Source organism: Yoonia sp. BS5-3, from assembly GCF_038069655.2.
GTDB classification, from domain to species: Bacteria; Pseudomonadota; Alphaproteobacteria; order Rhodobacterales; family Rhodobacteraceae; genus Yoonia; species Yoonia phaeophyticola.
In genome coordinates this window covers 2,810,526-2,834,268 of the sequence record NZ_CP150951.2, presented here as the reverse complement: position 1 = coordinate 2,834,268, position 23,743 = coordinate 2,810,526, and the positions used below count along the sequence as shown (strand labels likewise).

The window sequence follows — 23,743 nt, the reverse complement described above, 5'->3', positions numbered from 1 at the left end:
CTAAAGCCCCAGCCGATCCTTCAACGCGTAATACCACGCGCCCATCATGGAATAAGGCACGCGCAACAACCGCCCACCCGGGAACGGGTACCACGGGACGCCCGCAAAGACATCAAAACGGCTGAGATCAGCATCGACAGCCTCTGACAGGATACGGCCGAACAGATGGGACCCGGTCACACCATGGCCAGAATAGCCGTGGGCGAAATAGATGTTCTGGCCAATACGGCCCATCTGCGGAACACGGCTAAAGGACAGCGCGAAATTCCCGCTCCAGGCATAATCGATCGGAATATCGCGCAGCGCAGGAAACACCTTAAGCATGGCGGGGCGGATCTTACGGGTCAGATCTGACGGGTCCGTGCCGCCATAGCCCACACCGCCGCCAAAGATCATGCGGTTGTCCTCAGACAGGCGAAAGTAATCCAGGATATAGCGAATATCCTCAAAGCAATGATCCGAAGGGATCAACTGCGCGGCCAATTCATCGCCCAACGGGGCGGTCGCAATCATTTGGGTCGACACTGGCATAACCCGGACAGCAAGCTTCGGAACAACCGAACCCAGATAGGCATTCCCACATAAAATCAGGGTGTTACAGGTGATCTGACCCTTGGCCGTTTTGACAACAGGTGCAGGGCCTGTATCATCTACAGCGGTTACGGGCGTGCGTTCAAAAATCACGCCACCATTTTGCTCAAAGGCAGCAGCCTCGCCCAGCGCCAGGTTCAGCGGATGCATATGGCCGCCGGTATGATCAATCAGACCGCCAGCATAAACGTCCGATCCGACCTTGGCGCGCAGATCTTCTTTGGACAGCATCTCTTGCGCGGTCAGACCATAGCTGGCCCACAGGGCGCGGCGGTCTTCAAGTTCGCGCATATGGGCGCTGGTATAGCCCGTAAAGACATTGCCATTCTTTAAACCACATTTGATGTCATAAGTGGCGATGCGGTCGCGAATAATCTCTTGGCCCTCTTGGGCGATACCCGCCACAAAGCGCGACATATCATGGCCATAGCGCCGGGCGATCGTTTGCAAACTGGCATTCAGCCCATTCACGATCTGCCCACCATTACGGCCCGAGGCCCCCCACCCAACCTGGGCGCCCTCGACAATAGCGACGTTATGGCCCTTTTCGGCCAGATGCAGACCCGCAGACAAACCTGAATAGCCCGCACCAACGATACAGATGTCAAAACGCTGATCACCGGTCAAAGCCGGGCGCGCAGGGGCCGGGTTTGCAGAGGCCGCGTAGTAGCTGGGGGTATGCTCACCCTGACCGGCATATGACTGCTCAGGCATTACACGATGTCCATATAGGTCTGATATTCAAACGGGCTGATATCCTGCAAAAAGCGGGCGATCTCTTGACGTTTGATATGGGCAAAGGCCCGGGTCAACAGATCAGGGAAAACCCCGTCATCGGACTGCGCAAAAGCATCAACAGCGCTGGCCCAATCGGGGGCCAATTGCGGTAAATCCTGCTGATGGGCATTTCCCAGGACTGGATCGGGCGGGATGGCGGCATTTTCAATGCCTTGCAAAGCCGCGCCCAGAACAGCGGCCAAAACCAGATAGGGGTTGGCATCGGCACCGGCAACGCGGTGCTCAATCCGGCGCGCCTGTGGCGCACCACCCGGAATGCGCAAGGCACTGGTCCGGTTTTCGTAGCCCCAGCAGATCGCCGTTGGGGCATGGGCGCCCGGAACAAGGCGGCGATAAGAATTGGCATGGGGGGCCCAGATCAGCGTATGCGCGTGCATTGCGGCCATCAGACCGGCCACCGCTTGGCACAGCAGATCGGAACCAAGCGCAGTGCCATCGTCAAACACATTCGCGCCCTGCCGATCCAAAAGCGAAAAATGAATATGCAGCCCGCTACCGGACCGATCGCCATAGGGTTTGGCCATGAAACTGGCACCAAAGCCAAATTTCCGGGCCAGACCGCGCAGGATCTTTTTGAACAAAACCGCATCGTCAGCGGCCTTCATCGGATCGGCAACATGGGTGAAATTGACCTCAAACTGGCCGGGGCCCGCCTCTGAGGTGGCGCTATCGGCCGGAATGCCAGCGGCGCGGCAGGCCTCAAACAGGGCATCCAGAAGCGGCGCAAAACGTTCCAGATCGTCCATGGACAGGATGCGATCAGATTGCATCGGGGTCGGCTCGCCCGGGGCCTGCGGCGGGGCGGCTGTATCCTGCGCGGGGTCGTAAAGGTAGAACTCAAGCTCAGTGGCCACGACCGGCGTCAGGCCTTTTTCGGCAAAACCCGCCACAATGCCTGCAAGCACCTGCCGGGCATCAAGCGGCCATGGCGATCCATCCTCGCGGCGCATCTGCACAGGCAGCAAGGCTGCGGGTTGGTCCAGCCAAGGCATTGCAATCGGCCCGCGCCCGGTTGGATGGCACAGACCATCCCCATCCCCAGTGGCCAGCACCAGACCGCTGCCTTGCATATCCTCGCCCCAGATGTCCAGCGCGCAGACCGACAGCGGCATGCGCAAACCGCCCTGCCCCATTTTCGGCAGTTGTGCGGCAGGCAGACGCTTGCCGCGCCAGACCCCGTTTAGATCGGTCATGGCCGCAAAAACGGTTTCGGCACTGCCGGGCGGATGATGCGTTGAACTCATGCGAAAATGGATAAGCGCAGGCCAAGCCAAGTCAACGCGTTTCAGGCACCTTAATTCCAGATTTCATGTATTGGGTGCAGGCCGATCAAAACCGAATCTAAAACGTGCCGGTAAACGCGATCTGTGACCGATCACCAAGCGACTTTAGGCAGCGATGCAGCCGGTTTTCAGACAGATCGCGGGCGATCACGACAATGCGGCTCTTGCGATCATCACGGTCCCAATCCGTGACGGGAACGGGTTCATCAAAGACATGCTGAACGCCGTGGAATACAAAGGGGGCCTCTATGCCTTCCAGAAAAACAAGCCCTTTGACACGCAACAAGTTCGGGCCGCGCATCGCAACAAGGTCATCCAGCCAATCGTCAAAAACCTTGTCCTTCAGAGATTGATCGATGACAATCGATGCGCTGCGAATACGGTTGTCATGCGGTGAAAACTGCCGCTGCAGCACGGGCGCGGCGGCCAGCCCCGAGATATTCTGCAAAGGGTCCACAGCGGCCGGGCCTTGCTGGGTCAGCCAGCGAATTGCCTCAGCCGGTTTGACGCCTTGGCGCACCACGGACAGCCCCCAGATATGGCTATGTATATTCTGGCCACGGACCGCATGAATAATCGGGGCCGTCGGATTGAGCCCGCGCAGGCGGGTTTCAATGGCAGATACAGCACCGGCATCCGCGATATCGGTTTTGCTAAGTATGATCAGATCAGCCCCGGCAGCCTGCGATACAGCCTCAAACTGCGTATCCAGCGTGCTCATCCCATGGACCGCATCTGCCACGGTCACAACACCATCCAAACGTGTTGTCCGGGCCAGATCGCGGTCACTGACCAGCGTTTGCACGATAGGCCCTGGATCAGCCAGGCCGGTTGTCTCAATCACCACCCGCTCAAAGGCCAGATCACCGCGGTCACGTTTTTCAAACAGCTCTAGCATGGTACGCGCCAGGTCACCGCGCACCGAACAGCACAAACAGCCCGAGGCCATCAGGATCACCTCATCGCTGCTTTCAGTGATCAGATCATGATCCAGCCCGGCCTCGCCAAACTCATTGACAATGACGGCAACGCGGCCCGCCGTATTGTCCGCCAGAACAGCATTAAGCAGGGTCGTCTTTCCGGCCCCCAGAAAACCGGTCAGCAAGGTGACAGGAAGGCGTGGATCATTCATAGCGTCATCTCTCGGGCCATGTCAGGCAGCGTGGGGCCGGTTCTACGGGCTGGCCTTGCATATCGCAACTCTTCGGGGATGTTGCGGACAGCAATACGCATTCTGTACAGGAAACATACGCCAAACATACACGCCACGCCCATAAAGCCGCACTTTTCGGGCTTTACTTTACGATCCCCGTACATCCCCCCTATACAAACCGGCGCGACAGGCGTAACCGGCGGGGCTTACCGCCGAAGAAAGCCCGCGCCATGATCCCGACCCTCGCCGATGCCCTCGCCAAACAAGGCTATACCGATCTCACACCCGTCCAGCAGGCTGTGACCGACCCCGATCTTGAGGGGCAGGATCTTCTAGTATCGGCGCAAACAGGATCCGGTAAAACGGTTGGGTTCGGTCTGGCCATCGGCCCGACCATCCTGGCCGAAGGTGGCACATTTGGACCCGCAGGCCGCCCGCACGCGCTGATCATCGCGCCCACACGGGAACTGGCGCTGCAGGTCAAACGAGAATTGCAATGGCTCTACGCTGCTGCAGGCGCGACGCTTGCTTCTTGCGTGGGCGGGATGGACTTTCGCGATGAACGGCGCAGCCTGGAACGCGGCGCGCATATCGTTGTGGCCACACCGGGGCGGCTGCGCGATCACATCATGCGCGGCACTATTGACCTGAGCGATATCAAAGCGGTGGTTCTGGATGAGGCCGATGAGATGCTGGACCTGGGCTTTCGCGAGGACCTGGAATTCATCCTGGAACAGGCCCCTGAAGAGCGGCGCACACTGCTATTCTCGGCCACGGTACCGCCGATGATCGCGACTTTGGCAAAGTCCTATCAAAAGGATGCAGTGCGCATCGCAACCACCAGTAAAGAAAAGCAACATGCCGATATCGAATACCATGCGCTTAGCGTGGCCAATCACGATATCGACGCCGCTGTCATCAATCTTTTGCGGTTTTATGATGCGCCCAATGCCATCGTCTTTTGCAATACGCGCGCATCTGTCACGCGGCTGACAACCCGGCTGTCGAACCGGGGTTTCTCGGTTGTGGCACTATCGGGCGAGCTGACACAGTCTGAACGGTCAAATGCGCTGCAAGCCATGCGCGATGGGCGGGCCAAGGTTTGCGTGGCAACGGATGTGGCAGCACGCGGGATCGACCTGCCAAATCTGGAACTGGTCGTCCATGCCGAACTACCCACCAATGCCGAAACGCTGCTGCACCGGTCAGGGCGTACCGGGCGGGCTGGGCGCAAAGGGGTCTCTGCGCTTATCGCACCGGCCAAGATGAAACGGCGCGCCGAGAACCTGCTGAAATGGGGCAAGCTCACCGCGACCTGGGGCACCCCGCCCACCGCCGAGCAGATCAAGAGCAAAGACGAAGAGCGGCTTCTGACCGACCCGGTCTGGGCCGAGGAATTCACCGAAGACGAAACCGCTTTCGCGCAACGCCTGTTGGCTGATCACAGCCCTGAAAAGATCGCAGCGGCCTATCTGCGGCTTTATGCTGGCAAACAATCGGCCCCCGAACATATCAGCGACTATAAGGACGGCCCGCAAAGCAAAGAGCGCAAGCCGCGCGAAACAAAATCCTTTGGCCCTTCAAAATGGTTCAGCGTCGATGTGGGCCGTGAAGGCAAGGCCGAGGCGCGCTGGCTGTTGCCCATGATCTGCAAAGCGGGCGGGATCACCAAGAATGAGATCGGCGCGATCCGCATTCAGCCAAACGAAACCTTTGTGGAAATCGCCGAACCTGCGGTGGCCGGATTCCTCAAATCGGTTGGCGGGGCGATGACGCTGGAAAATCAGGCCAAGCTGACCGCGCTTGATGGCCCGCCCCAACTTGGCGCGCGCGGGCCGCGTAAAACCAAACGCGATTATGACAACGGCCCCCGGCGGGATGATGGGGGCAAGCCGCGCCATGGCGGCAAGCCGAAAAAACACGCGCCGCGTGACCAGACACCGCCGCCGCCCTCAGCGCAGCAGGATTTGGCGCCCGTCCAGCCCATTGACGGGGCTGCCGATGACCCCAAAGCACGCAAACCGCGCGGCAAACCGGCCCGCAAAGATCATGGCGAAGCGCTGCGCGAAAAGCGTCAAAAACCCCCATTCAAGGGCAAATCAGATGGCAAAAAGCCGCGCAGCACAGGTAAATCTGATTTCAATTCTGACACAAAACCGCGCAAGCCCCGGGCCGGAAAACCGCAAGGCAAGCCTGCCAATAGCGCCAAGGATACCTCAAAGCGGTTCACGCCGCCGGGCGGAAAATCGAAGCCTCGCAAGGGGTTAGGCAAGGGTGGCAATGCTGCACCGCGGCGCGGGAAAGGCTAAAACACGCCCTATTGGTCACATTTTTGTCACGTCACAAGCATGCTAGGTCCGCAGCAGGCTGGTCTGAATTGGGGTACGCTTTGTACAGTTGACCCCATAGATAGGCAAAAGGACCAGAAAAATGGCCACTGCAAAACCGAATACCCCGCCCCCTGCCCCCGCGCCGGTTACGGCCGCGCCGCAGGTGCCAAACGCGCCCAAACCAACCGTCTATACCGATTACGCGAGTATCTGACGGCACCGCTTCAGACCGGTGAGGTTCTGTGCTGCCGGGATCGTCCTCCCCGATCCGCCTCAAACCTCACTGGTCTTTTTTCCCTTGGTCGATAAAATCAGACCATGGCAGCGCTGACGACAATCAGGAACATCGGACCGTCCTTTGCGGCGGCCCTTCAGGGCGTTGGCATCAAGACGGCGGAAGAATTGCGCGACATCGGCGCCGATGCGGCCTATGCGCGGATCCTTGAAAGCGGCGCAAAGCCGCATTTCATCGGCTATTACGTGCTACATATGGCGCTGCAAGGGCGGCCATGGAATGATTGCAAGGGCGACGAAAAGAAAGCCCTGCGTAAATCATTCGATAAGATTAAAGCGCAAAGCTTTGATCAGGATCTCTCAGAATTCGAAGCGATCCTGGACAGGATCGGCGTTGGAAAGCGGATGGATAAATCCTGAGCTGTTGATTGGGCTGGCATTTTCTCGCATGTGCGCCTGCCCAGGGATTGCTCGTGGGTCATGCTTCATCTTATCTTCACGAAATATTAATGATTTTGGTCGGGTAAGGACAAAATGACAGATTTTGAAATTTTCAGCGGTGGGTCAACGACATATACCGACACCACGCCCAATGGCGGTGTCGTTATCGATTTTGCAGTGCTCGACAACAGCTTTAGCGTTCAAGTCAATGGTGTCGACCTGTTCGTCGGCGGACCGACGGGGGCCGAAAACGAACTTCAGTTTCAAACCCCCGGTACAAGCGGACAGACCGTTCGCTTTGCAGATGGGGACATCTACGGGACCGACACACCGCAAATCTGGCAACTGGAAAACAGCGACGGCTCGCCCGTTGTCAAGATTGAGATTAACCCCGATGGAACGATCGCACTTTATGGCGTGAAGGCAGATGACGGCACGCTGGTTCCGCTTGAGCTGGTCAACGGGCTGAGCGTCAACACCGCCGCGATTGCCGCAGCCTGGGACGACACCGGGTCAAACACGATTGTGATCGATCAGATCGTCACAGGGCCCACGGTCGCGGCTGGCGAAATCATCGATGTGCCTTGTTTTGCATCCGGAACGCTTATCGAAACCGCCCAAGGGCATGTCCGGGTTGAAAACCTTAGCACCGGGGACAAAGTCCTGACCCATGATCAGGGCTATCATCCCATCAGGTGGATTGGGTCCTGTTACGTCAGCGGGGTACAGCTGGCTGACCAGCCCCGTCTGCGGCCTATCCTTATCCGTGCTGATGCGCTTGGCGCCGGTTACCCAAAGCATGATCTGATCGTCTCGCCACAACATCGCGTTTTGGTATCTTCTGCCATTGCAATGCGCATGTTTGGCCGCAAAGAGGTTTTGGTCCCCGCTAAAAAGCTATTGCCTTTGGATGGTATTACCGCGCTTGATGACATGCCAAACGGGGTCACCTATTGGCATGTGTTGTTTGATGATCACCAGGTCATCTGGTCTAACGGCGCGCCAACTGAAAGCCTCTTTACAGGTCCGGAGGCTCTCAAAGCGCTATCCCATCACGCACGGCAAGAGATTGAGACGCTCTTTCCCGAAATCTGCAAACCTGATTTCGAACCAGTGTCGGCCCACTATATTCCACTAACGGGCAAACGAGTGAAAAAGCTCGTCACGCGACATCAGATGAACAACAAACCCCTTTATGACGTCACACACCAAGGCTAGAGCCTGTCGATTAATCATTGAATCACTTGTTCGCGGGTTCTTGCTTCAGTCGAACGCAAGAAGTGATATCGCGTGTCATTAGCTAAATTCGAAACACCATAACATCCTGTTTCTAAGCAGTTTAAAACCGGAAATCTAATTTCGGAATGATTTAAGTAAAAACCCTTCACATCGCCGTAATTTTCGGCTATGTTAACACCATGAACATAGAACAGGATATTGATTTTGAACTCGCCCGCCTGCGCAAGCTGGCCTGGCGTATGGACGCGCTTTTCTACATCCCGGGCACCAAGATTTCGGTGGGGTTTGATAACTTGATCGGATTGATCCCGGTTGTGGGGGATGCGTTGGCGACGTTGCCATCGCTGTGGATGATTACACGGGCGCGCAAATTGGGCGCAAGCCCCGGCGCGATCGCCTATATGATCTTCAACACGTTTGTGGACATGGCCATAGGCGCGATTCCCCTTGTGGGGGATATTTTTGACGTGCTCTACAATGCAAATATCCGTAATTACAACGCGTTAGAGCGCAGTCTGAACAAAAAAGCCGCCCGCGCCAAAACGGTGCAGACGGCCTTAAAACCCGTAGGGTGGGTGAAACCCACGCTTATCGCTTAGCCAACCAGCTCAAGCCCGGAGAAGAAGAAAGCGATTTCTTCGGCAGCTGTCTCTGGCGCATCCGACCCGTGAACCGAGTTTTCGCCGATGGACAGCGCGAATTCCTTGCGGATCGTGCCGGGGGCTGCGTCTTCTGGGTTGGTGGCGCCCATGACTTCGCGGTTCTTCGCAATCGCGTCTTCGCCTTCCAGAACCTGTACCACGATTGGCTCAGAGATCATGAATTCGCACAGCTCGCCAAAGAATGGGCGCTCGGAGTGCACACCGTAGAACTGCTGGGCTTGGGCCAATGTCAGCTGGATACGCTTAGAGGCCACGATCCGCAGACCCGCCTCTTCGAATTTGGCCACGATTTGGCCTGTCAGGTTACGCTTTGTGGCGTCGGGCTTGATGATCGAAAATGTACGCTGGATAGCCATGTTTATAGGTCTTTCATTCGCTTGGGGTTTGCTTTGGCGGTCCCCTAACACGCAACCTCAGCCGTGAAAAGGGGCAGCACGGCAGCGGCGTTGCCAAAAGCCAAAATCGCCGCCGCATAAATCAGGTTGGAGCCTTCACGCATAACGGATAAGACATACCCAACCAACGAAGGGACCGCCCCAATGCGTATCGTTTCACTTATCTTGATCGCGCTCATCGCGGCCTTGCACCTCTATATCGCCTATTTTGAAATGTTCGCCTGGGAAACCACAGGCCCAAGGGTTTTCCCGACGCTTCCACCGGATTCCTTCAGCCAAACCAAGGCCTTGGCGGCCAACCAAGGCATCTATAACGCCTTCCTTGCGGCTGGGTTGATATGGTCACTGCTGATCCGCGACACCCATTGGCAACGCAACATCGCCACCTGCTTTTTGCTGTTCGTCTTTGTCGCTGGAATCGTGGGCGCGCTGACCGTCTCTACCCAGATTTTGATGACACAAACCGCCCCAGCCACGATCACGCTGATCCTGCTGTGGCTTGGCCGGGCCAAAAGCTGATCTTCGCAGGGTAAAAAACTCCGATTGGGACCACTGCCGCCTTGTCCTAGCTGATTTGGGCGTAGGCTGCCTTGATTACATCACGGTAACCGCATTTGCATTCTTGGGCGATGTCAAGTTGGTCCAGAACGAACGCGGTGTCCTCTGGACGAAATGAGATCGCGCCCTTCGGCCGATCCTTTCGTGACGATGGGCCGACAGGGTCAGCCAACGGCACGTACTCAGCCTGCCGCTCAATGTCAAAACGCTGGCAAATCCGCTCCAATACAGCCGCCCTATCTTTAAGAAAGTCTTCATAGCGCAAAAGACATGCGTTGATATCGCGGTCCAGCAAAGACAAATGTCCAGTCAGTTTCGCATTCCGAAGCGCCACCACATTCTGAAAACGGCGCCCACTGATGGGGTGCCGGTCAGCTTGTAACTCCTCGCGTTGGCCGACCCTCATATCAAGCGTATATCCATGCCCCCGCCAACCAGAGCGTCTCGGCGTGAATACCCCACGCCATTCGGCCCGTAGAAAATCCGGAAACGACAGCGCGGCGAGATCAGGATGCGCCTCAAATGGCGCAGAATAGAAACTGCGCAACCACGCCATTGGGTCACGTACCACAACAACAAAAAGACACCGCTGCGGCAGGACCGGAAAGTAAGGAAAACCGTGTTTCCATCCGTAGTCACGGGTTGGCTTAAGCTGCGTGTTCCTTGAAAAAAATTGCTCAACAGCATTGGTGCCTGAACGCCGCTCTCCAAAAACTTGAAAACGGTCAATGCTGTGAAACTGGTCTGTCCTGGCCGAAAGATCAGCTTCTCTAAAAGCATGAGGCAGTTCGGACAAGCCTACCAGCTTTCCATGCCTTTGGGATTTTTTTTCGTTGGTCATCATATCCTTATCATGGCGTCTGATTTCATACTTTGTCCAAGCAATTAAATCCTCTCACAACACGCTTTAAGATGACTGACCTCGACCAATGTAGTGACGCACAGCCAATTGTTTTGCAAATACCATCCAAATTGAAGCGTCACGGGGTTTTGGGTACGCTGGTATCCGTTAAATCCTGTTGCTCCAAGCAGGCCTCGCCACCGATGTGCTGTTCCTACTCTGGCTTGGCAACCGAAATAGCCGCATTGCCTGATTGACCGCGTCTGATTGATCGCGCATAGCGCTTCCATGCTCAAGATATCAGACATCACCTACTCCGTCGAAGGCCGCACGCTGGTCGAAAACGCCTCTGTCACGATCCCTGCCGGTCATAAGGTGGGGCTTGTGGGCCGCAATGGGTCGGGCAAGACCACGCTCTTCCGGGTGATCCGGGGCGAGATGGTGCTGGATACGGGCAATGTGCATATCCCCAAGGGCTGGAAAATCGGCGGCGTCAGCCAAGAGGTCCCCGGCAATGAGGTATCCCTGATCAACACCGTCCTACGCGCCGATACCGAACGCGAGGCGCTGCTGGCCGAGGCTGAAACCGCCACCGACCCCACCCGCATCGCCGAGGTACAAACACGGCTGGCCGATATTGATGCATGGTCCGCCGAGGCCCGCGCCGCCACGATCCTCAAGGGCCTCGGCTTCACCCACGACGAACAGCAAATGCCCTGCTCTGCCTTCTCGGGCGGTTGGCGGATGCGGGTTGCGCTGGCCGCCGTGCTGTTTTCGGAACCTGACCTGCTGCTGCTGGACGAACCGACCAACTATCTGGACCTGGAAGGCGCGCTTTGGCTTGAGGCGTATCTGGTCAAATACCCCCACACGGTGCTGATCGTCAGCCACGACAGGGAATTGTTGAACCGGTCCGTGGGCGGCATCCTGCATCTCGAAGACAAGGGACTGATCTACTACACAGGCCCCTACGACACATTCGCTAAACAGCGGGCGGCGAACCGGGCGGTGCAAGCGGCCGCGGCCAAGAAACAAGACGCGCAGCGCGCGCATCTGCAGGCTTTCGTGGACCGGTTCAAAGCCAAGGCATCCAAGGCGAAACAGGCGCAATCCCGCGTCAAAATGCTCGAAAAGATGGACACAATCCGCGCGCCCGAAGACGCGGCCCGCACGGTCTTTACCTTCCCCGAGCCCGAGGAGCTTTCGCCCCCCATCATTGCCACCGAAGGGGCCGCTGTGGGCTACGGCGAAACCATTGTCCTGCGCGACCTGAACCTGCGGATCGACCAGGACGACCGGATTGCGCTGCTCGGGCGCAACGGCGAAGGCAAATCGACCCTGTCGAAAATGCTGTCCGACCGGTTGGCATTGGCCAAGGGCAAGATGGTCACATCCAACAAACTGCGGATCGGCTTCTTTGCGCAACATCAGGTGGATGAGCTACGGATCGACGAAACCCCGCTTGATCACCTGTTCCGGGAACGGGCCCACGAAGGCCAGGCCAAACTGCGCGCCCGACTGGCCGGTTTCGGGCTGGGGGCGGATCAAGCGGACACTGAAGTCGGGCGGCTGTCGGGTGGGCAAAAGGCACGGCTGTCACTGCTGCTGGCCACGCTCCCTGCCCCGCATCTGCTGATCTTGGACGAGCCGACAAACCACCTCGATATCGAAAGCCGCGAGGCGCTGGTTGAGGCGCTGACCGCCTACACAGGCGCGGTCATCCTGGTCAGCCACGACATGCACCTTTTGTCGATGGTGGCCGACCGGCTGTGGCTGGTCAAAGACGGGCATGTGAAACCTTATGATGAGGATTTGCAGGCCTACCGCAAAATGCTGCTGACGCCGGATAAACCGGCCGAAAAAGAGAAGCCCAAACCCGTCAAGGCAGCCAAGCCCAGCCAAGAAACGATCAAGGCGCTGCGCACGGACGTGCGCAAGAACGAAGAGCGGGTCAAGAAAATCAACGAGATGCGGGACAAACTGGCCAAAAAACTGGCCGACCCGGTGCTTTACGAAGACGGCAAAGCGGGCGAGCTTGCGACGTGGAACAAGAAATACGCCGAAGTCATGGAAGGTCTGGAAAGGGCCGAAGCGATGTGGATGGCAGCACTGGAAAAGCTGGAGAAGGCCGAAAAAGCCTGATTATCATTTTGCCAAAAATACTCCCGCCGGAGGCATCAAATTTCTAGAAATTTGATCCGGCTTACCGCAGTGCGGCTGCGGCCTCGCGTGCGGGATCGCTGAGACAGTGTGGTAGGGCCAGCCAATCCGGTTTGAATTCTTGGGGGAACTCAATAAGCCCTAACATCGCAAGCTGCGTCCGTGCCGCACGGTCGGACTGATAATACTCGCGCCGCGTGAGGACCGGCGAAAAATCATACGCACCTGAAAACCCAAGATCACCCAAAAGCCCTGCTTGCACAGCACATATCGCGGGTTGGTCCGGGCAATACCGTTCACAAAGCGTCCAGTTCGGAATGGCGGATGGGAAACGCTCGGCGTACTGGGAATAACTCTGTGCAAGCACTCCGAATTCGAGGTCCGTCGGAGGCGGGATGTCATCCATTGTGGCGATGGCACCAGCACTAACAAGGTCAGCGAGACGTTGTACATCATCGCCAACCAATGACGTCTCGATAAAGGGAGGGGCTGTACCAACTTGTCTTGCCCATCTGCGCAAAGAGCCCTCAATGAACATTGCGCCCCAGTCCTGCCCTGACAAGGCTTCGAGAAATGGTTCGGGTATCTCTTGCGGAAACGACACGCGGGTCCAGCGCTCACGTCTTTGTTCGACAAGTTCGGGCTCAACTTCAGCCAAGGCATTGAATGTCATCAACTGCAGCCCCCAAAATCGGTTGAGTAACAAATGAAAATATGGATCATCCGACAAACGGTCTTGCACAAACCCCGCAACTTCAATGTCTATTTCTTCGCGATTGTTAAGAACAGCTTCAACACGCGAAAGAAGACGTGACTGCATACCCGCAGCAATCACAACCTCTGCATGGGCGATCCATTCATCTGCGGTAAGCTCCCGCTCTATTGCATAAAGAGCGTCTAAGGCCGGTATCGTAGAAGATTGAATTGGATAGGGACCAAAACCATCAGCGTTGGGGTCCCTGTCTTCAGGAATTAACTTGTTGAACTCCTGACGCGAGAGCCGTGGCTCGCCATTGCCGACGCTGTAATAAACCCTACGCACAAAGTCACGTGCGGCGAGGTTCCCCTCTGCAGCGAGTTCTCCTATCGCCCACAAAGCGCCCTCCGGATCATCTTCCGCGAGCCATGTCAATGCAGCCTCCCGCAACAGGGGGTCATCAATTCCCGGCAAAGGTTCTGCCCGTACTGGCTGTGCGAGAAGGCACTGCCAGAGCAACAGGATTGGAAATATAGAACGCATTAATTTATCCGAATTGTTTATTAGCTCTTAGCATGCCGACCAAATGCACTAGTATCAATCCTTCCCTACTTGCCCCCTGCCTCAAAAACGACCAAAGAACCCAAATGACCGAACTCCCCGCCCTCATCACCGCCTTCACGACGATGTTCATCATCATCGACCCCCCGGGTCTTGCGCCAGTGTTCATCGCCCTCACCCAAGGGATGAGCCCCGCGCAGCGCCGTACCATCGCGATCCGGGCCTGCGTGATCTCGGCCATTTTGATGATCATCTTCCTTTTTCTGGGCGAGACGGTCCTGGGTTTCATCGGCATTTCAATGGACGCCTTCCGGATCGCCGGGGGTATTTTGCTGTTTCTGACCGCGCTTGATATGCTGTTCCAGAAACGCCAGGCGAGACGCGAAGAAAACGCCGCCGAAGGACAAGCGGAACACGAAGACGACCCTTCGGTTTTCCCGCTTGCCCTGCCTCTGATCGTTGGACCTGGGGCAATCACCACAATCATTCTGCTTGCGGGCGGTGCCAAGGACGCTGCCGATTTCGGTGCCATTGCGATGGTGCTGCTGGCCGTCTTGCTGATTGTGCTGCTCGCCTTTCTGGCCGCCCCCGCGCTCGAGCGGGCTTTGGGCAAGACTGGGCTGAACATCGTCACCCGCGTGCTTGGCATGCTTTTGGCGGCTTTGGCGGTCCAATTCGTGCTGGATGGCCTTCGGGGTTTCGGGATCGGCGCTTAACGCCTATATCGGTCTTATGAATACAGACCAAACCATGCAATTCATCTACCTTGTCCTGCTTGGCGCTGCGATCGGCGGATCGGCCCTTGTGGCTGGGCGACGGGATCTTGGCAAGACGGCGCAGCACGCGGCAATCTGGGCGCTGATCTTTATCGGTGTGATCGGCGCCATTGGGCTCTGGGATGATATCAGCCGCGATGTCGCCGCCCGGCAGACCGTCATGGATGATGGCAGCGTCAGCGTGCCGCGTGGGCCCGACGGGCATTACTACCTGACCCTGACCATCAATGATGTCCCAGTTGAGTTTGTGGTCGATACCGGGGCAAGCGAGATGGTTTTGACCCGGCGCGATGCGCAGCGGGTGGGGATCGATCTTAATGATCTGGCATATTCTGGCTTCGCCTCCACCGCCAATGGGATCGTCACCACCGCCCCCGTGACATTGGGCACAACGACATTGGGCGAGATGTCAGACCAGAACCTACCGGCGGTCGTTAACCGAGGCGACATGGATATGTCCCTTTTGGGCATGACCTATTTGGGGCTTTATGACCGGATCGAAATCTTCAACGGCGAATTGGTCCTGACACGATGAAATTACTGCTTCCGCTTGTGCTTTTCCTGGCCGCTTGCACGCCAGTCCCGAATGAACTGCCCGAAGATTTCGACCCCAGTTTTGAGTTTTAGCACTCTTTGATCAAATCCGGCCAAATCAAACGGTTGCGGGCTGAAAATGGGGCGATATGGCCAATCTTGTTTAGGCCATATGTCGGCGGATCGATCAGTAATTGTGTGGTCGGGGCCGCCGGATAAAACGGCATCACATCCCAGACCGATTTTGGCGGGATCAAGACATCGTCCTTGATCGCCACAACTTTCAGGGGCGCTTTCACCCCTTGCCAGTCGGGCATAGGCAAGCCGTCCCCAATCTCAGAGGCGAAAAAACCCCGCCGTGTGCACCAGCGTCGCCACTGCCAAAAGACGCCCGCCGGGATATCATTGCCAAAGCGCAGCTTCCGGCCCGGCATATACCCGGCCAAAGCCGTGGCAACGGGCCCAACCAGATACCAATAAGCACCCGCATAAAACCTGTAAGGAAAAGGATGGCCCATCACATGGGCAGGCCCCGAGGCAATGGTGATCACCCGATCGATCTGATCAAGATCCTTTTGAAAAGGCAGCATAAAACCCCCCAGCGAATGGCCAATAACCCATAGGGGCGCACCGGGAAAACTGGTGCGCAGATGATCACGGGCCGCCTGCTGGTCATGCACGCCCCAATCGGCCATGGTGGCGCGGGATGCTTTCATCGGCCCACGTGCTGAGGCACCAAAATCGCGGTAATCATAGGTCAGGCAGGCGATGTCCTGCGTGGCGGCAAGCCACGTGGCGAAATCTGCGTAATAGCGCTGCGGCACGCCGGTGGCGCCATGCAGAACCGCAACCGCCCGCGGGGCGTTGGTCGGCCGGTAAAGCCTTCCTCGCAGTTTATGGCCACCCGAATGGATCAGCCGTTTTTGAAAGCCTATTTCAACATGCATGTTCATCAGGCCTCTCCCGCGCTAGACCAAACGGTCTAATTGCATTGGTAGACCAGTCGGTCCATTCATGCAATACCGTTTCTTATGACATCGACGCGGATCAAACTGGCCATCGAGGCAGGCTATCTTTTTCAGAAAAAGGGCTATAACGGGGTCGGCCTGTCCGAAATCCTGCGCAAAGCCGGGGTGCCCAAAGGATCGCTTTATCATCACTTTCCAAATGGAAAGGCAGATCTGGCTTTGGCCGCCGCCGATTTGGCATCGGCTGAGGTTTTGCGCATCATCAATGCCTCTTTTGACGGGGCAGCTGACTACCGGGACGGTGTGACGACCTTTTGCCATAAGCTGGCCAAGTATTTCGACATCCATGAGGGCAATGTCGGCTGCCCCGTCTCGGCCACCTTGCTGGGTGGGCAGGACGATGATGCCTTCCGGGATGCACTTGACAGCATTTTCACGGGCTGGATGGCACAGATCGCCGCGCATGCGGTGCGTTTCGGCCAGTCCGAGACCCAGGCAAATCACAGCGCCCGGCGTCTCTTCTTGTCGCTGGAAGGGTCATGGACCTTGGCACGGGCGCGGCGGGATTCAGATATCATGCGCGCCCTGCCCGATCTGGTCTGTTGATCCCCAAAGGTGGCATCATCCGGCGTGCCCGGCCCGCTGATGCAGATGCGCTTGCGCAGCTGCATGTCGACATCTGGCGGGAAACCTATCGCAATATCGCACCCGCCGCCGCCTATCAGGCTTTGGACAAACCGGCCCGCCTGCCCTATTGGCGCAATGCGTTGAACGCAAAAGATGCTGATATCGGCGCGCTTGTCGCATTGGAGGACAGCAGGATTATCGGCGTTGCCAGCTTTGCGCCCGCCACCCATCCAGCCATGAATGGGGGGTATGAAATCAAACATTTTTACATCGACCGCACCGCCCGGCGCACCGGGCTTGGCAAGCGGCTCTTGCGGGCGACATTCGCTGAAATCGGCAAAAGCCGGGTTTCTTTGGCCGTCGTGACCCAGAACATGGCCGCACGGCAGTTCTACAAGGCAATGGGTGGTATTGAGGCGGGTACGTTCACCGACCCCGGGCCACTGTGGCAATCGTCAAACGTCATTGTCACGTGGGATTTGCGAAACGAATAACGGACTAAGGCCTTATTTTTCAGCCTTTTTCATCCAGCGCCCACCCTCTTGCGCCCAATACTGCGCAGAGCAGCCCGCTTCCGTCAGCGCTTTCCACTGCCCCCGCGCATGCTGCAGAGCGGCGCCGTCGTGACCGTCGAACAAAATGCAAACACGGTCGGCAGCGGTAACCTCATCGGGTGAAACCTCTGCGCCGCCGACACTCATGATACAGGCGAAACCATCGGCGGGCACAGCATCGCCCAGCAGTACCGGCTGATCAGCATCATGGGGGCCGCCCGCCATGCCATGCGGGGTAAACCCATCCTCGGGGCCCTGCCATAGGATGTCATCCAAACGCTTCAGCAGGGCTGGGTCCGGGCCGCGCACCAAGACACGCCAGCCCGCCCCGCGCGCCTTGCCAATCAACATCGGCAAGGTCGCCTCGAGCGGGCTGTCCGTCAGATGATAAAAATAGGCGCTGCCCAATTTAGCCCTCGTATTTGTCGGCAATCAGGCGGTTCAGCGCCATGACACCCCAGCCCGTGGCCCCTGCCGGGGCAAGGGTGGTTTCCTTTTTGACGCTGGCCGTGCCCGCAATATCCAGGTGACACCAGGGCACATCCTCTTTGACAAAACGCTGCAGGAACTGTGCGGCAGTGATGGACCCGGCCAAACGGCCGCCCACATTCTTCATGTCCGCCACACGGGATTTGAGCAGCTCATCATAGGCTGGCCCCATCGGCATACGCCACGCGCCCTCGCCCTCGGTGCCCGCCGCCTTGATAAACGCGGCGCTCAGATCATCGGAATTGGAAAAGACGCCCGCATTCTCATGGCCAAGCGCGACCAGCATCGCACCGGTCAGGGTGGCCAGATTGATCATGCCCACAGGCGCAAAGCGTTCCTGCGCATACCAAAGCACATCGGCCAGAACCAGGCGGCCCTCGGCATCGGTGTTGATGATCTCAACCGTGTCGCCCTTCATAGATGTGATGACATCGCCGGGGCGTACGGCATTGCCCGACGGCATATTTTCCACAAGACCCACCAGGCCCACGACATTGGCCTTGGCCTTGCGCAAAGCCAGGGTGCGCATCACGCCCGCCACGACACCAGCGCCGCCCATATCCATGGTCATATCTTCCATGCCCGCGGCGGGTTTCAGGCTGATACCGCCAGTGTCAAAGACAACACCCTTGCCAACCAACGCAAAGGGCGCATCGCCTTTCTTGCCGCCATTCCAGGACATGACGACCACTTTAGACGGGCTGACCGAGCCCTGACCGACGCAAAGCAGCGTGCGCATGCCCAGCTTTTCCAATTCATCCTCTTCCAGGATCTCGACCTCAAGACCCAGCTCTTGCATCGCGGCAAGGCGAGCGGCGAAATCATCTGTAGTCAGAATATTGGCAGGCTCATTTGTCAGATCGCGGGTAAAAAACACCCCTTCAGCAATTGCGGCCATCGGGGCAGCGGCCTTTGCGACCTCTTCGGGTTTGGACAGCAAAAAGGTAATAGCGCGGGCAGGTTTCGGCTCTGCCGTTTTATGGGCATCAAACGTGTAGGCGCGCAGCGCAAGGCCAAGGGCGATTTCAGCAGCGCGGCCAATATTACCGCCCAGAACCCATAAATCCGCCTGCCCCAGGGACTTGGCCAGCTTGGCCCCGGCCTTGCGGGCCTCCGCAACGCTGGGGCGGCGGGGCAGTTTGACGACAAGAACCGCCTCGGCCTCCATCCCAGCAGGCCATGCCATGGATTGCACATCGCCTATGGTCATTTTTTCAAAAGCATCGCTTTGGACAAAGCGTGAAAGCGCCTTGCGGGTCAGCCGATTGACACGGCGCCCAGCAAGGTCAAGACGCCCGTCAGGCCCCACAAAAACAGCAACCCGGCCTTGGGCGGTTGCGATCTGATCAAGATCCATATCTTTGAACTGAATTTCTGCAGGCGTTGTCATGCGGGGTTCCTTTGGTGTGAATGGATTGCGCAATAGGTAGCCCGGTGGATTGACAATGACCAGATAGCTGTTCAATCCACCGCATCAATGGGCTAGCTTGCACCGGCAAAAGGCAGGCATTTGAACAAAGGACCGATCATTGGCGCGATTTGACAGATACATGCTGTCACAACTGATGATGTTGTTCGGGTTCTTCAGCCTGGTGCTGGTGCTGATCTACTGGATCAACCGGGCGGTGGTGCTGTTTGATCAACTGATCGCGGATGGGCAATCCGCCACGGTTTTTCTGGAATTCACGGCGCTGACACTGCCCTCTGTGATGCAATTGGCGCTGCCATTGGCCTCTTTTGCGGCAGCGGTCTATGTGACCAACCGGATGACCGCCGAATCCGAGCTGGTCGTGGTGCAGGCCACAGGCTATTCCACCTTCCGGCTTGCCCGGCCCGTGCTTTATTTCGGGCTGATTGTGGCGCTGCTGATATCAGTCCTGAACCATGTGCTGGGCCCAATGAGCCGGGCGCAACTTGACCTGCGCCAAAGCGAGATCGCACAAAACATCACCGCAAGGCTACTGACCGAAGGACAGTTTCTTGAGCCCATTGATGGGGTCACCTTTTACATCCGCGAAATCACACCGGCCGGCGAATTGGTTGATATTTTCCTGTCCGATACCCGGAACGACAACGACCATGTAACCTACACCGCCGCGCGCGCATTTTTGGTCCGTGATGTGGGCCAGACACAGCTGGTGATGATTGACGGGATGGTGCAAAATCTACGTGTCGCGGATCAACGGCTTTTCACCACCTCATTTGAAGATTTCGCCTATAATATCGGCGCATTGATCGACACGCAGACACGGCGCGGGCGCAGGGCGGCGCATCTGATGACATGGGAATTGCTTGAGGCCTCAGAGGCCGTTCAGCAAGAAACCCGGCAATCCGAGGCGCGCCTGGTCTCGGCCGGGCATGCCCGGTTCGCGCAGGCACTATTGGGCACGGTCGCTGCATTGCTTGGCTTTTCGACGCTACTGATCGGCAATTTCAGCAGGTTTGGCGTCTGGCGGCAAATCCTGGCAGCAATCGCTTTGATCGTCGTGATCAAGGCTGTTGAGACGGCAGGGGTCAATGCAGCGCGCAGCGATGCCCAGCTTTGGTTCGCGAGTTATCTGGCAGTTGTGTTCGGCCTTGCGATTGTCTGGTTCCTGCTTTTCTGGGCCGGTAGACCCTATCTTTTGAAACGCCGGATCAAGGATGTACCTGCCCCATGATCCTGCACCGCTATTTTGCCCGCCGTTTTCTGATGACCTTTCTTGGGGTCCTGACCGTGTTCTGTCTGATGATGACATTCATCGACCTGACCGACCAATTCCGCCGTTATGCAAGCGAGGACGCGACATTGGTGCAGCTGGTATCATTGACCCTGCTGAATATACCGCAAGGGATCTACCAGATCCTGCCCTTGATCATGATCCTGTCCTCGATTGCCCTGTTCTTGGGGCTTGCGCGGTCTTCTGAAATGGTGGTGACACGGGCAGCGGGGCGCTCGGCCCTACGGGCGCTCTGGGCGCCGCTTTTTGTGGCGCTGGTCATCGGCACCATGGCAGTCGGAATGCTGAACCCGATCGTCGCCAGCAGTTCGCGCGAATATGAGGCGCGTTCAGACGCGCTGCGCGGTGAAAGCGCGGTTTTGACACTGGGCTCGACCGGGCTCTGGCTGCGGCAAGGGAACGAAGACGGGCAAACCGTGATCCGGGCCAGCAATGCCAATCTGGACGGCACGGAACTGAGCGGTGTGACCTTCATCACCTTCATGCCCGATGGGGGCCCTTCCCAAAGGATTGAGGCCGCAAGCGCGCGCCTGACCCCCGGGGCCTGGGCGCTGCAGGATGTCAAAATCTGGCCGCTTAATGACAGTGCAACACCCGAAGCAGACGCGATCTTGCATGATGCATTCTCGGTGCCATCGACCCTGACCGGTGATCAAATCCGCGACAGTTTCGGCACGCCGTCCTCAATCCCGATCTGGGAATTGCCCAGTTTCATCAACCGCCTCCAAACCGCCGGGTTCTCTGCGCAGCGGCATCTGGTCTGGTTCCACACCGAACTCGCCCTGCCCGCTTTTCTGCTCTCGATGGTGATGATCGGGGCCAGTTTTACCTTGCGCCACCAACGGGGTGGACGGACCGGGTTGATGGTCATGTTCGCGATCCTCTTGGCTTTCGTCATCTATTTCATCCGAAATTTCGCGCTGGTGCTGGGCGAAAACGGACAACTGCCCGCCATACTGGCGGCATGGGCGCCGCCACTGGCGGCAATTGGCCTGTCGCTTGGCATCCTCTTGCATAATGAGGATGGCTGATGCGTCTTGTTGCCCTTCTTCTGGCCCTGCTTTTGCCCAGCAGCTTGTTTGCGCAAGGGGCGGCGACGCTGATCGCAGATCAGGTGCAGCTGAATGATCAAGAACAGCTGATCGCATCAGGAAGCGTCGAGGTGCTTTATGAAGGCAGCCGGCTAACGGCCAGCCAAATCATCTATGATCGCCAGCAAGATGCGCTGATCATCACTGGGCCCATCGTGATCCGGGCCGCTGATGGGACAGTTCTGATCGCTGATCGGGCCGAACTCGACCCGCAGCTGGAAAACGGCATCCTGCAAGGGGCCCGGATCGTGTTGGATCAACAATTGCAGCTGGCCGCAAATCAGATTGACAGGCAAGACGGGCGATATTCGCAGCTTTACAAGACGGTCGCAACATCCTGCCAGGTGTGCAGCGATCAGGCGCCACTATGGGAAATCCGGGCCGAACGGGTCGTGCATGACACCGAGGCGCGACAATTGTATTTTACCAACGCAACATTCCGGGTGCGCGGCGTTCCCTTGATCTGGCTGCCGCAAATGCGGCTACCGGATCCGACGCTGGATCGGGCCACTGGCTTTTTGATCCCCGAGCAGCGCAACACAACACAGCTTGGGACCGGGATTAAGATACCATACTTTATCACGCTTAGTGACTATGCTGACATCACATTGACACCCTATCTGTCATCCGAGACAACAACCCTTGAATTGCTCTATCGGCAGAATTTCGTGAATGGATCAATCGACGTTGAAGCCGCGGCCAGCGACGACACGCTGCAGGATCAAGACCGGTCCTATATCTTCCTGGACGGAACCTTCCGGCTGGAAAACGATGTGCAGCTCAGCTTTGATATCGAAGCGGTCAGCGACACGGCCTATCTGCTCGACTACGGCTATTCCAGTAAGGACCGGCTTGATAGCGCGATCTCGCTGGTCAAGGTGACCGAGGACAGCCTGGCCCAAGGGCGGCTAACCAATTACCAAACGCTACGCGATGACGAAACGAACAGCTCGCTGCCACCGATCATCGGGGATGCCAGCTATGAAACCAGGCTAAAGCCCGATTTCGGGGGTGTGCTAACGCTGGAAAGCAGCATCGACACCGCCTATCGGTCCAGCGATGATGATGGCGATGACGGGCGGGACGTCACGCGCGTGGGCGCGCAGGCCGCTTGGGAACACAGCTGGGTTCTGCAACAAGGATTTGTCGGCACATTTGAAACCGGGCTGCGCGGCGATTTCTACGAAATTTCCGATGATAGCAGCTATGATGAGCTTGACCTGCGGGTGGCCCCGCAGGTCGGCGGCACCCTGCGCTGGCCCCTTGGGCGAGCGGGCGAAAACGGAACCGCCCACCTCATCGAGCCGACAATTAGTCTCAGCTGGGCAGAAAGCTATGGCGCCACCCCGCCAAACGAAGACAGCACGCGCAGCGAACTCGATGCGGGCAACCTTTTTGATCTGTCACGGTTCTCAGGCGAAGACGTGATTGAAACCGGCGGACAAGCCGCAATCGGGCTGAGCTGGACACGCAACGGGGCGCTGGGAATGAACTCCATACTTAGCTTTGGACGGGTCTATCGGACGGACGCGCAAGCGGAATTCACGACCTCATCAGGCCTGGAAGAGCAGCAATCAGATTGGTTGATCGGCGGACAGATCACAACGGTCGATGGGTTTCTCTTTGATAGCCGGACGCTCTGGGATGACAATGACGGGGTGAACCGGGCCGACGCGCGGCTGATCTGGCAAAATGAGGACGTGACGCTGTCAGCGGCCTATATCTGGCAATCGGCTGACGCAGATGAAGACAGGGACGATCCGATCTCGGAATGGTCGTTTGACGGCGACTTTCAGCTGAGCGAGGCATGGGCGGTCAATATGGACGCACGCTATGACGTGGCCGATGATCGGCCGGTCAGCGGCGGGCTGGGCCTGGAGTGGCAAAACGAATGCGTGAGCATCGACGTTTCGGTCTCGCGGCGCTACACCTCTTCCGATACGGTTGATCCAACCACGACTTATGGGCTAAGCGGCTCCATAACAGGTTTCTCAACGGGCCGGGCCAGCCGCAGCTTAGCGGCAGGATGTAAAGACTGACA

Annotated in this window: 22 protein-coding genes; 13 read left to right on the top strand and 9 right to left on the bottom strand. The window is 57.6% G+C overall.

What is annotated here, in order from left to right; all coding sequences use genetic code 11:
- The 3 genes from AABB29_RS14410 to AABB29_RS14400 all read right to left on the bottom strand — a co-directional run bounded on the left by AABB29_RS14410 (position 1) and on the right by AABB29_RS14400 (position 3,804).
- Positions 1-1,305: an FAD-binding oxidoreductase gene (locus AABB29_RS14410; protein WP_341366249.1), complete on the bottom strand. Its 1,305-nt coding sequence runs from the start codon at positions 1,303-1,305 to the stop codon at positions 1-3.
- Entirely contained in the window at positions 1,305-2,633 is a 1,329-nt protein-coding gene (locus AABB29_RS14405) for a glutamine synthetase family protein (RefSeq protein ID WP_341366250.1), read from the bottom strand. Before AABB29_RS14405 ends, AABB29_RS14410 begins: the two co-directional genes overlap by 1 nt.
- A gap of 97 nt (positions 2,634-2,730) precedes the next feature.
- Positions 2,731-3,804: a GTP-binding protein gene (locus AABB29_RS14400; protein ID WP_341366251.1), complete on the bottom strand. Its 1,074-nt coding sequence runs from the start codon at positions 3,802-3,804 to the stop codon at positions 2,731-2,733.
- A 251-nt stretch (positions 3,805-4,055) separates the two neighbouring features.
- Between AABB29_RS14400 and AABB29_RS14395 the strand changes: the two genes are divergently transcribed.
- The 4 genes from AABB29_RS14395 (at position 4,056) to AABB29_RS14380 (ending at position 8,668) form a co-directional block, all read left to right on the top strand.
- Positions 4,056-6,134 (top strand): DEAD/DEAH box helicase, encoded by a 2,079-nt coding sequence (locus AABB29_RS14395; RefSeq protein WP_341366252.1) that lies wholly within the window; start codon positions 4,056-4,058, stop codon positions 6,132-6,134.
- Positions 6,135-6,473: 339 nt separating this feature from the next.
- On the top strand, positions 6,474-6,809 hold the full coding sequence (locus AABB29_RS14390) for a TfoX/Sxy family protein (RefSeq protein WP_341366253.1): 336 nt from the start codon (positions 6,474-6,476) through the stop codon (positions 6,807-6,809).
- 114 nt (positions 6,810-6,923) lie between these two features.
- Positions 6,924-8,048 (top strand): Hint domain-containing protein, encoded by a 1,125-nt coding sequence (locus AABB29_RS14385; protein ID WP_341366254.1) that lies wholly within the window; start codon positions 6,924-6,926, stop codon positions 8,046-8,048.
- Between the two features lie 200 nt (positions 8,049-8,248).
- Positions 8,249-8,668: a DUF4112 domain-containing protein gene (locus AABB29_RS14380; protein WP_341366255.1), complete on the top strand. Its 420-nt coding sequence runs from the start codon at positions 8,249-8,251 to the stop codon at positions 8,666-8,668.
- Here the strand turns inward: AABB29_RS14380 and ndk are convergent.
- Positions 8,665-9,087, bottom strand: a complete 423-nt coding sequence (gene ndk / locus AABB29_RS14375; protein ID WP_341366256.1) for a nucleoside-diphosphate kinase — start codon at positions 9,085-9,087, stop codon at positions 8,665-8,667. The two genes, AABB29_RS14380 and ndk, sit on opposite strands and share 4 nt — an antisense overlap.
- Positions 9,088-9,270: 183 nt before the next feature.
- Between ndk and AABB29_RS14370 the strand changes: the two genes are divergently transcribed.
- Entirely contained in the window at positions 9,271-9,645 is a 375-nt protein-coding gene (locus AABB29_RS14370) for a DUF1304 domain-containing protein (protein ID WP_341366257.1), read from the top strand.
- A 46-nt stretch (positions 9,646-9,691) separates the two neighbouring features.
- Here AABB29_RS14370 and AABB29_RS14365 read toward each other — a convergent pair whose 3' ends face one another.
- Entirely contained in the window at positions 9,692-10,528 is an 837-nt protein-coding gene (locus AABB29_RS14365) for a hypothetical protein (RefSeq protein ID WP_341366258.1), read from the bottom strand.
- Between the two features lie 285 nt (positions 10,529-10,813).
- Here AABB29_RS14365 and abc-f point away from each other — a divergent pair, with 285 nt between their 5' ends.
- A complete protein-coding gene (abc-f, locus tag AABB29_RS14360; RefSeq protein ID WP_341366259.1) occupies positions 10,814-12,667 on the top strand; it encodes a ribosomal protection-like ABC-F family protein in 1,854 nt (617 codons plus the stop codon).
- A 61-nt stretch (positions 12,668-12,728) separates the two neighbouring features.
- Here the strand turns inward: abc-f and AABB29_RS14355 are convergent, their stop codons facing one another.
- Positions 12,729-13,817 (bottom strand): hypothetical protein, encoded by a 1,089-nt coding sequence (locus AABB29_RS14355; RefSeq protein WP_341366260.1) that lies wholly within the window; start codon positions 13,815-13,817, stop codon positions 12,729-12,731.
- A gap of 212 nt (positions 13,818-14,029) precedes the next feature.
- Between AABB29_RS14355 and AABB29_RS14350 the strand changes: the two genes are divergently transcribed.
- Together AABB29_RS14350 and AABB29_RS14345 are read left to right on the top strand one after the other, a co-directional pair.
- Positions 14,030-14,659 (top strand): MarC family protein, encoded by a 630-nt coding sequence (locus tag AABB29_RS14350; protein ID WP_341366261.1) that lies wholly within the window; start codon positions 14,030-14,032, stop codon positions 14,657-14,659.
- Between the two features lie 16 nt (positions 14,660-14,675).
- Positions 14,676-15,254 (top strand): TIGR02281 family clan AA aspartic protease, encoded by a 579-nt coding sequence (locus AABB29_RS14345; protein ID WP_341366262.1) that lies wholly within the window; start codon positions 14,676-14,678, stop codon positions 15,252-15,254.
- 88 nt (positions 15,255-15,342) lie between these two features.
- Here AABB29_RS14345 and AABB29_RS14340 read toward each other — a convergent pair whose 3' ends face one another.
- Positions 15,343-16,206 (bottom strand): alpha/beta fold hydrolase, encoded by an 864-nt coding sequence (locus AABB29_RS14340; protein WP_341366263.1) that lies wholly within the window; start codon positions 16,204-16,206, stop codon positions 15,343-15,345.
- Positions 16,207-16,284: 78 nt separating this feature from the next.
- Here AABB29_RS14340 and AABB29_RS14335 point away from each other — a divergent pair, with 78 nt between their 5' ends.
- Positions 16,285-16,827 carry a TetR/AcrR family transcriptional regulator gene (locus AABB29_RS14335; protein WP_341366264.1) on the top strand — a complete coding sequence of 181 codons (543 nt, stop codon included), beginning with the start codon at positions 16,285-16,287 and terminating at the stop codon, positions 16,825-16,827.
- Positions 16,761-17,342 carry a GNAT family N-acetyltransferase gene (locus tag AABB29_RS14330; RefSeq protein WP_341366265.1) on the top strand — a complete coding sequence of 194 codons (582 nt, stop codon included), beginning with the start codon at positions 16,761-16,763 and terminating at the stop codon, positions 17,340-17,342. Before AABB29_RS14335 ends, AABB29_RS14330 begins: the two co-directional genes overlap by 67 nt.
- A 12-nt stretch (positions 17,343-17,354) precedes the next feature.
- Here AABB29_RS14330 and AABB29_RS14325 read toward each other — a convergent pair whose 3' ends face one another.
- Both AABB29_RS14325 and AABB29_RS14320 read right to left on the bottom strand, forming a co-directional pair.
- The gene (locus AABB29_RS14325) at positions 17,355-17,810 is read right to left on the bottom strand and encodes a DNA polymerase III subunit chi (protein ID WP_341366266.1); all 456 of its coding nucleotides are present in this window, start codon (positions 17,808-17,810) and stop codon (positions 17,355-17,357) included.
- Between the two features lies 1 nt (position 17,811).
- Positions 17,812-19,281, bottom strand: a complete 1,470-nt coding sequence (locus AABB29_RS14320; protein WP_341366267.1) for a leucyl aminopeptidase — start codon at positions 19,279-19,281, stop codon at positions 17,812-17,814.
- 160 nt (positions 19,282-19,441) lie between these two features.
- Here AABB29_RS14320 and AABB29_RS14315 point away from each other — a divergent pair, with 160 nt between their 5' ends.
- The 3 genes from AABB29_RS14315 to AABB29_RS14305 are packed head-to-tail and all read left to right on the top strand — an operon-like array spanning position 19,442 to position 23,741.
- Positions 19,442-20,551, top strand: coding sequence for an LptF/LptG family permease (locus AABB29_RS14315; protein WP_341369084.1), 1,110 nt, complete (start codon positions 19,442-19,444; stop codon positions 20,549-20,551).
- Positions 20,548-21,642, top strand: coding sequence for an LPS export ABC transporter permease LptG (gene lptG / locus AABB29_RS14310; protein WP_341366268.1), 1,095 nt, complete (start codon positions 20,548-20,550; stop codon positions 21,640-21,642). Before AABB29_RS14315 ends, lptG begins: the two co-directional genes overlap by 4 nt.
- Positions 21,642-23,741 (top strand): LPS assembly protein LptD, encoded by a 2,100-nt coding sequence (locus tag AABB29_RS14305; RefSeq protein WP_341366269.1) that lies wholly within the window; start codon positions 21,642-21,644, stop codon positions 23,739-23,741. The genes lptG and AABB29_RS14305 overlap by 1 nt, the downstream gene beginning before the upstream one ends.
- Positions 23,742-23,743: the final 2 nt, after the last annotated feature.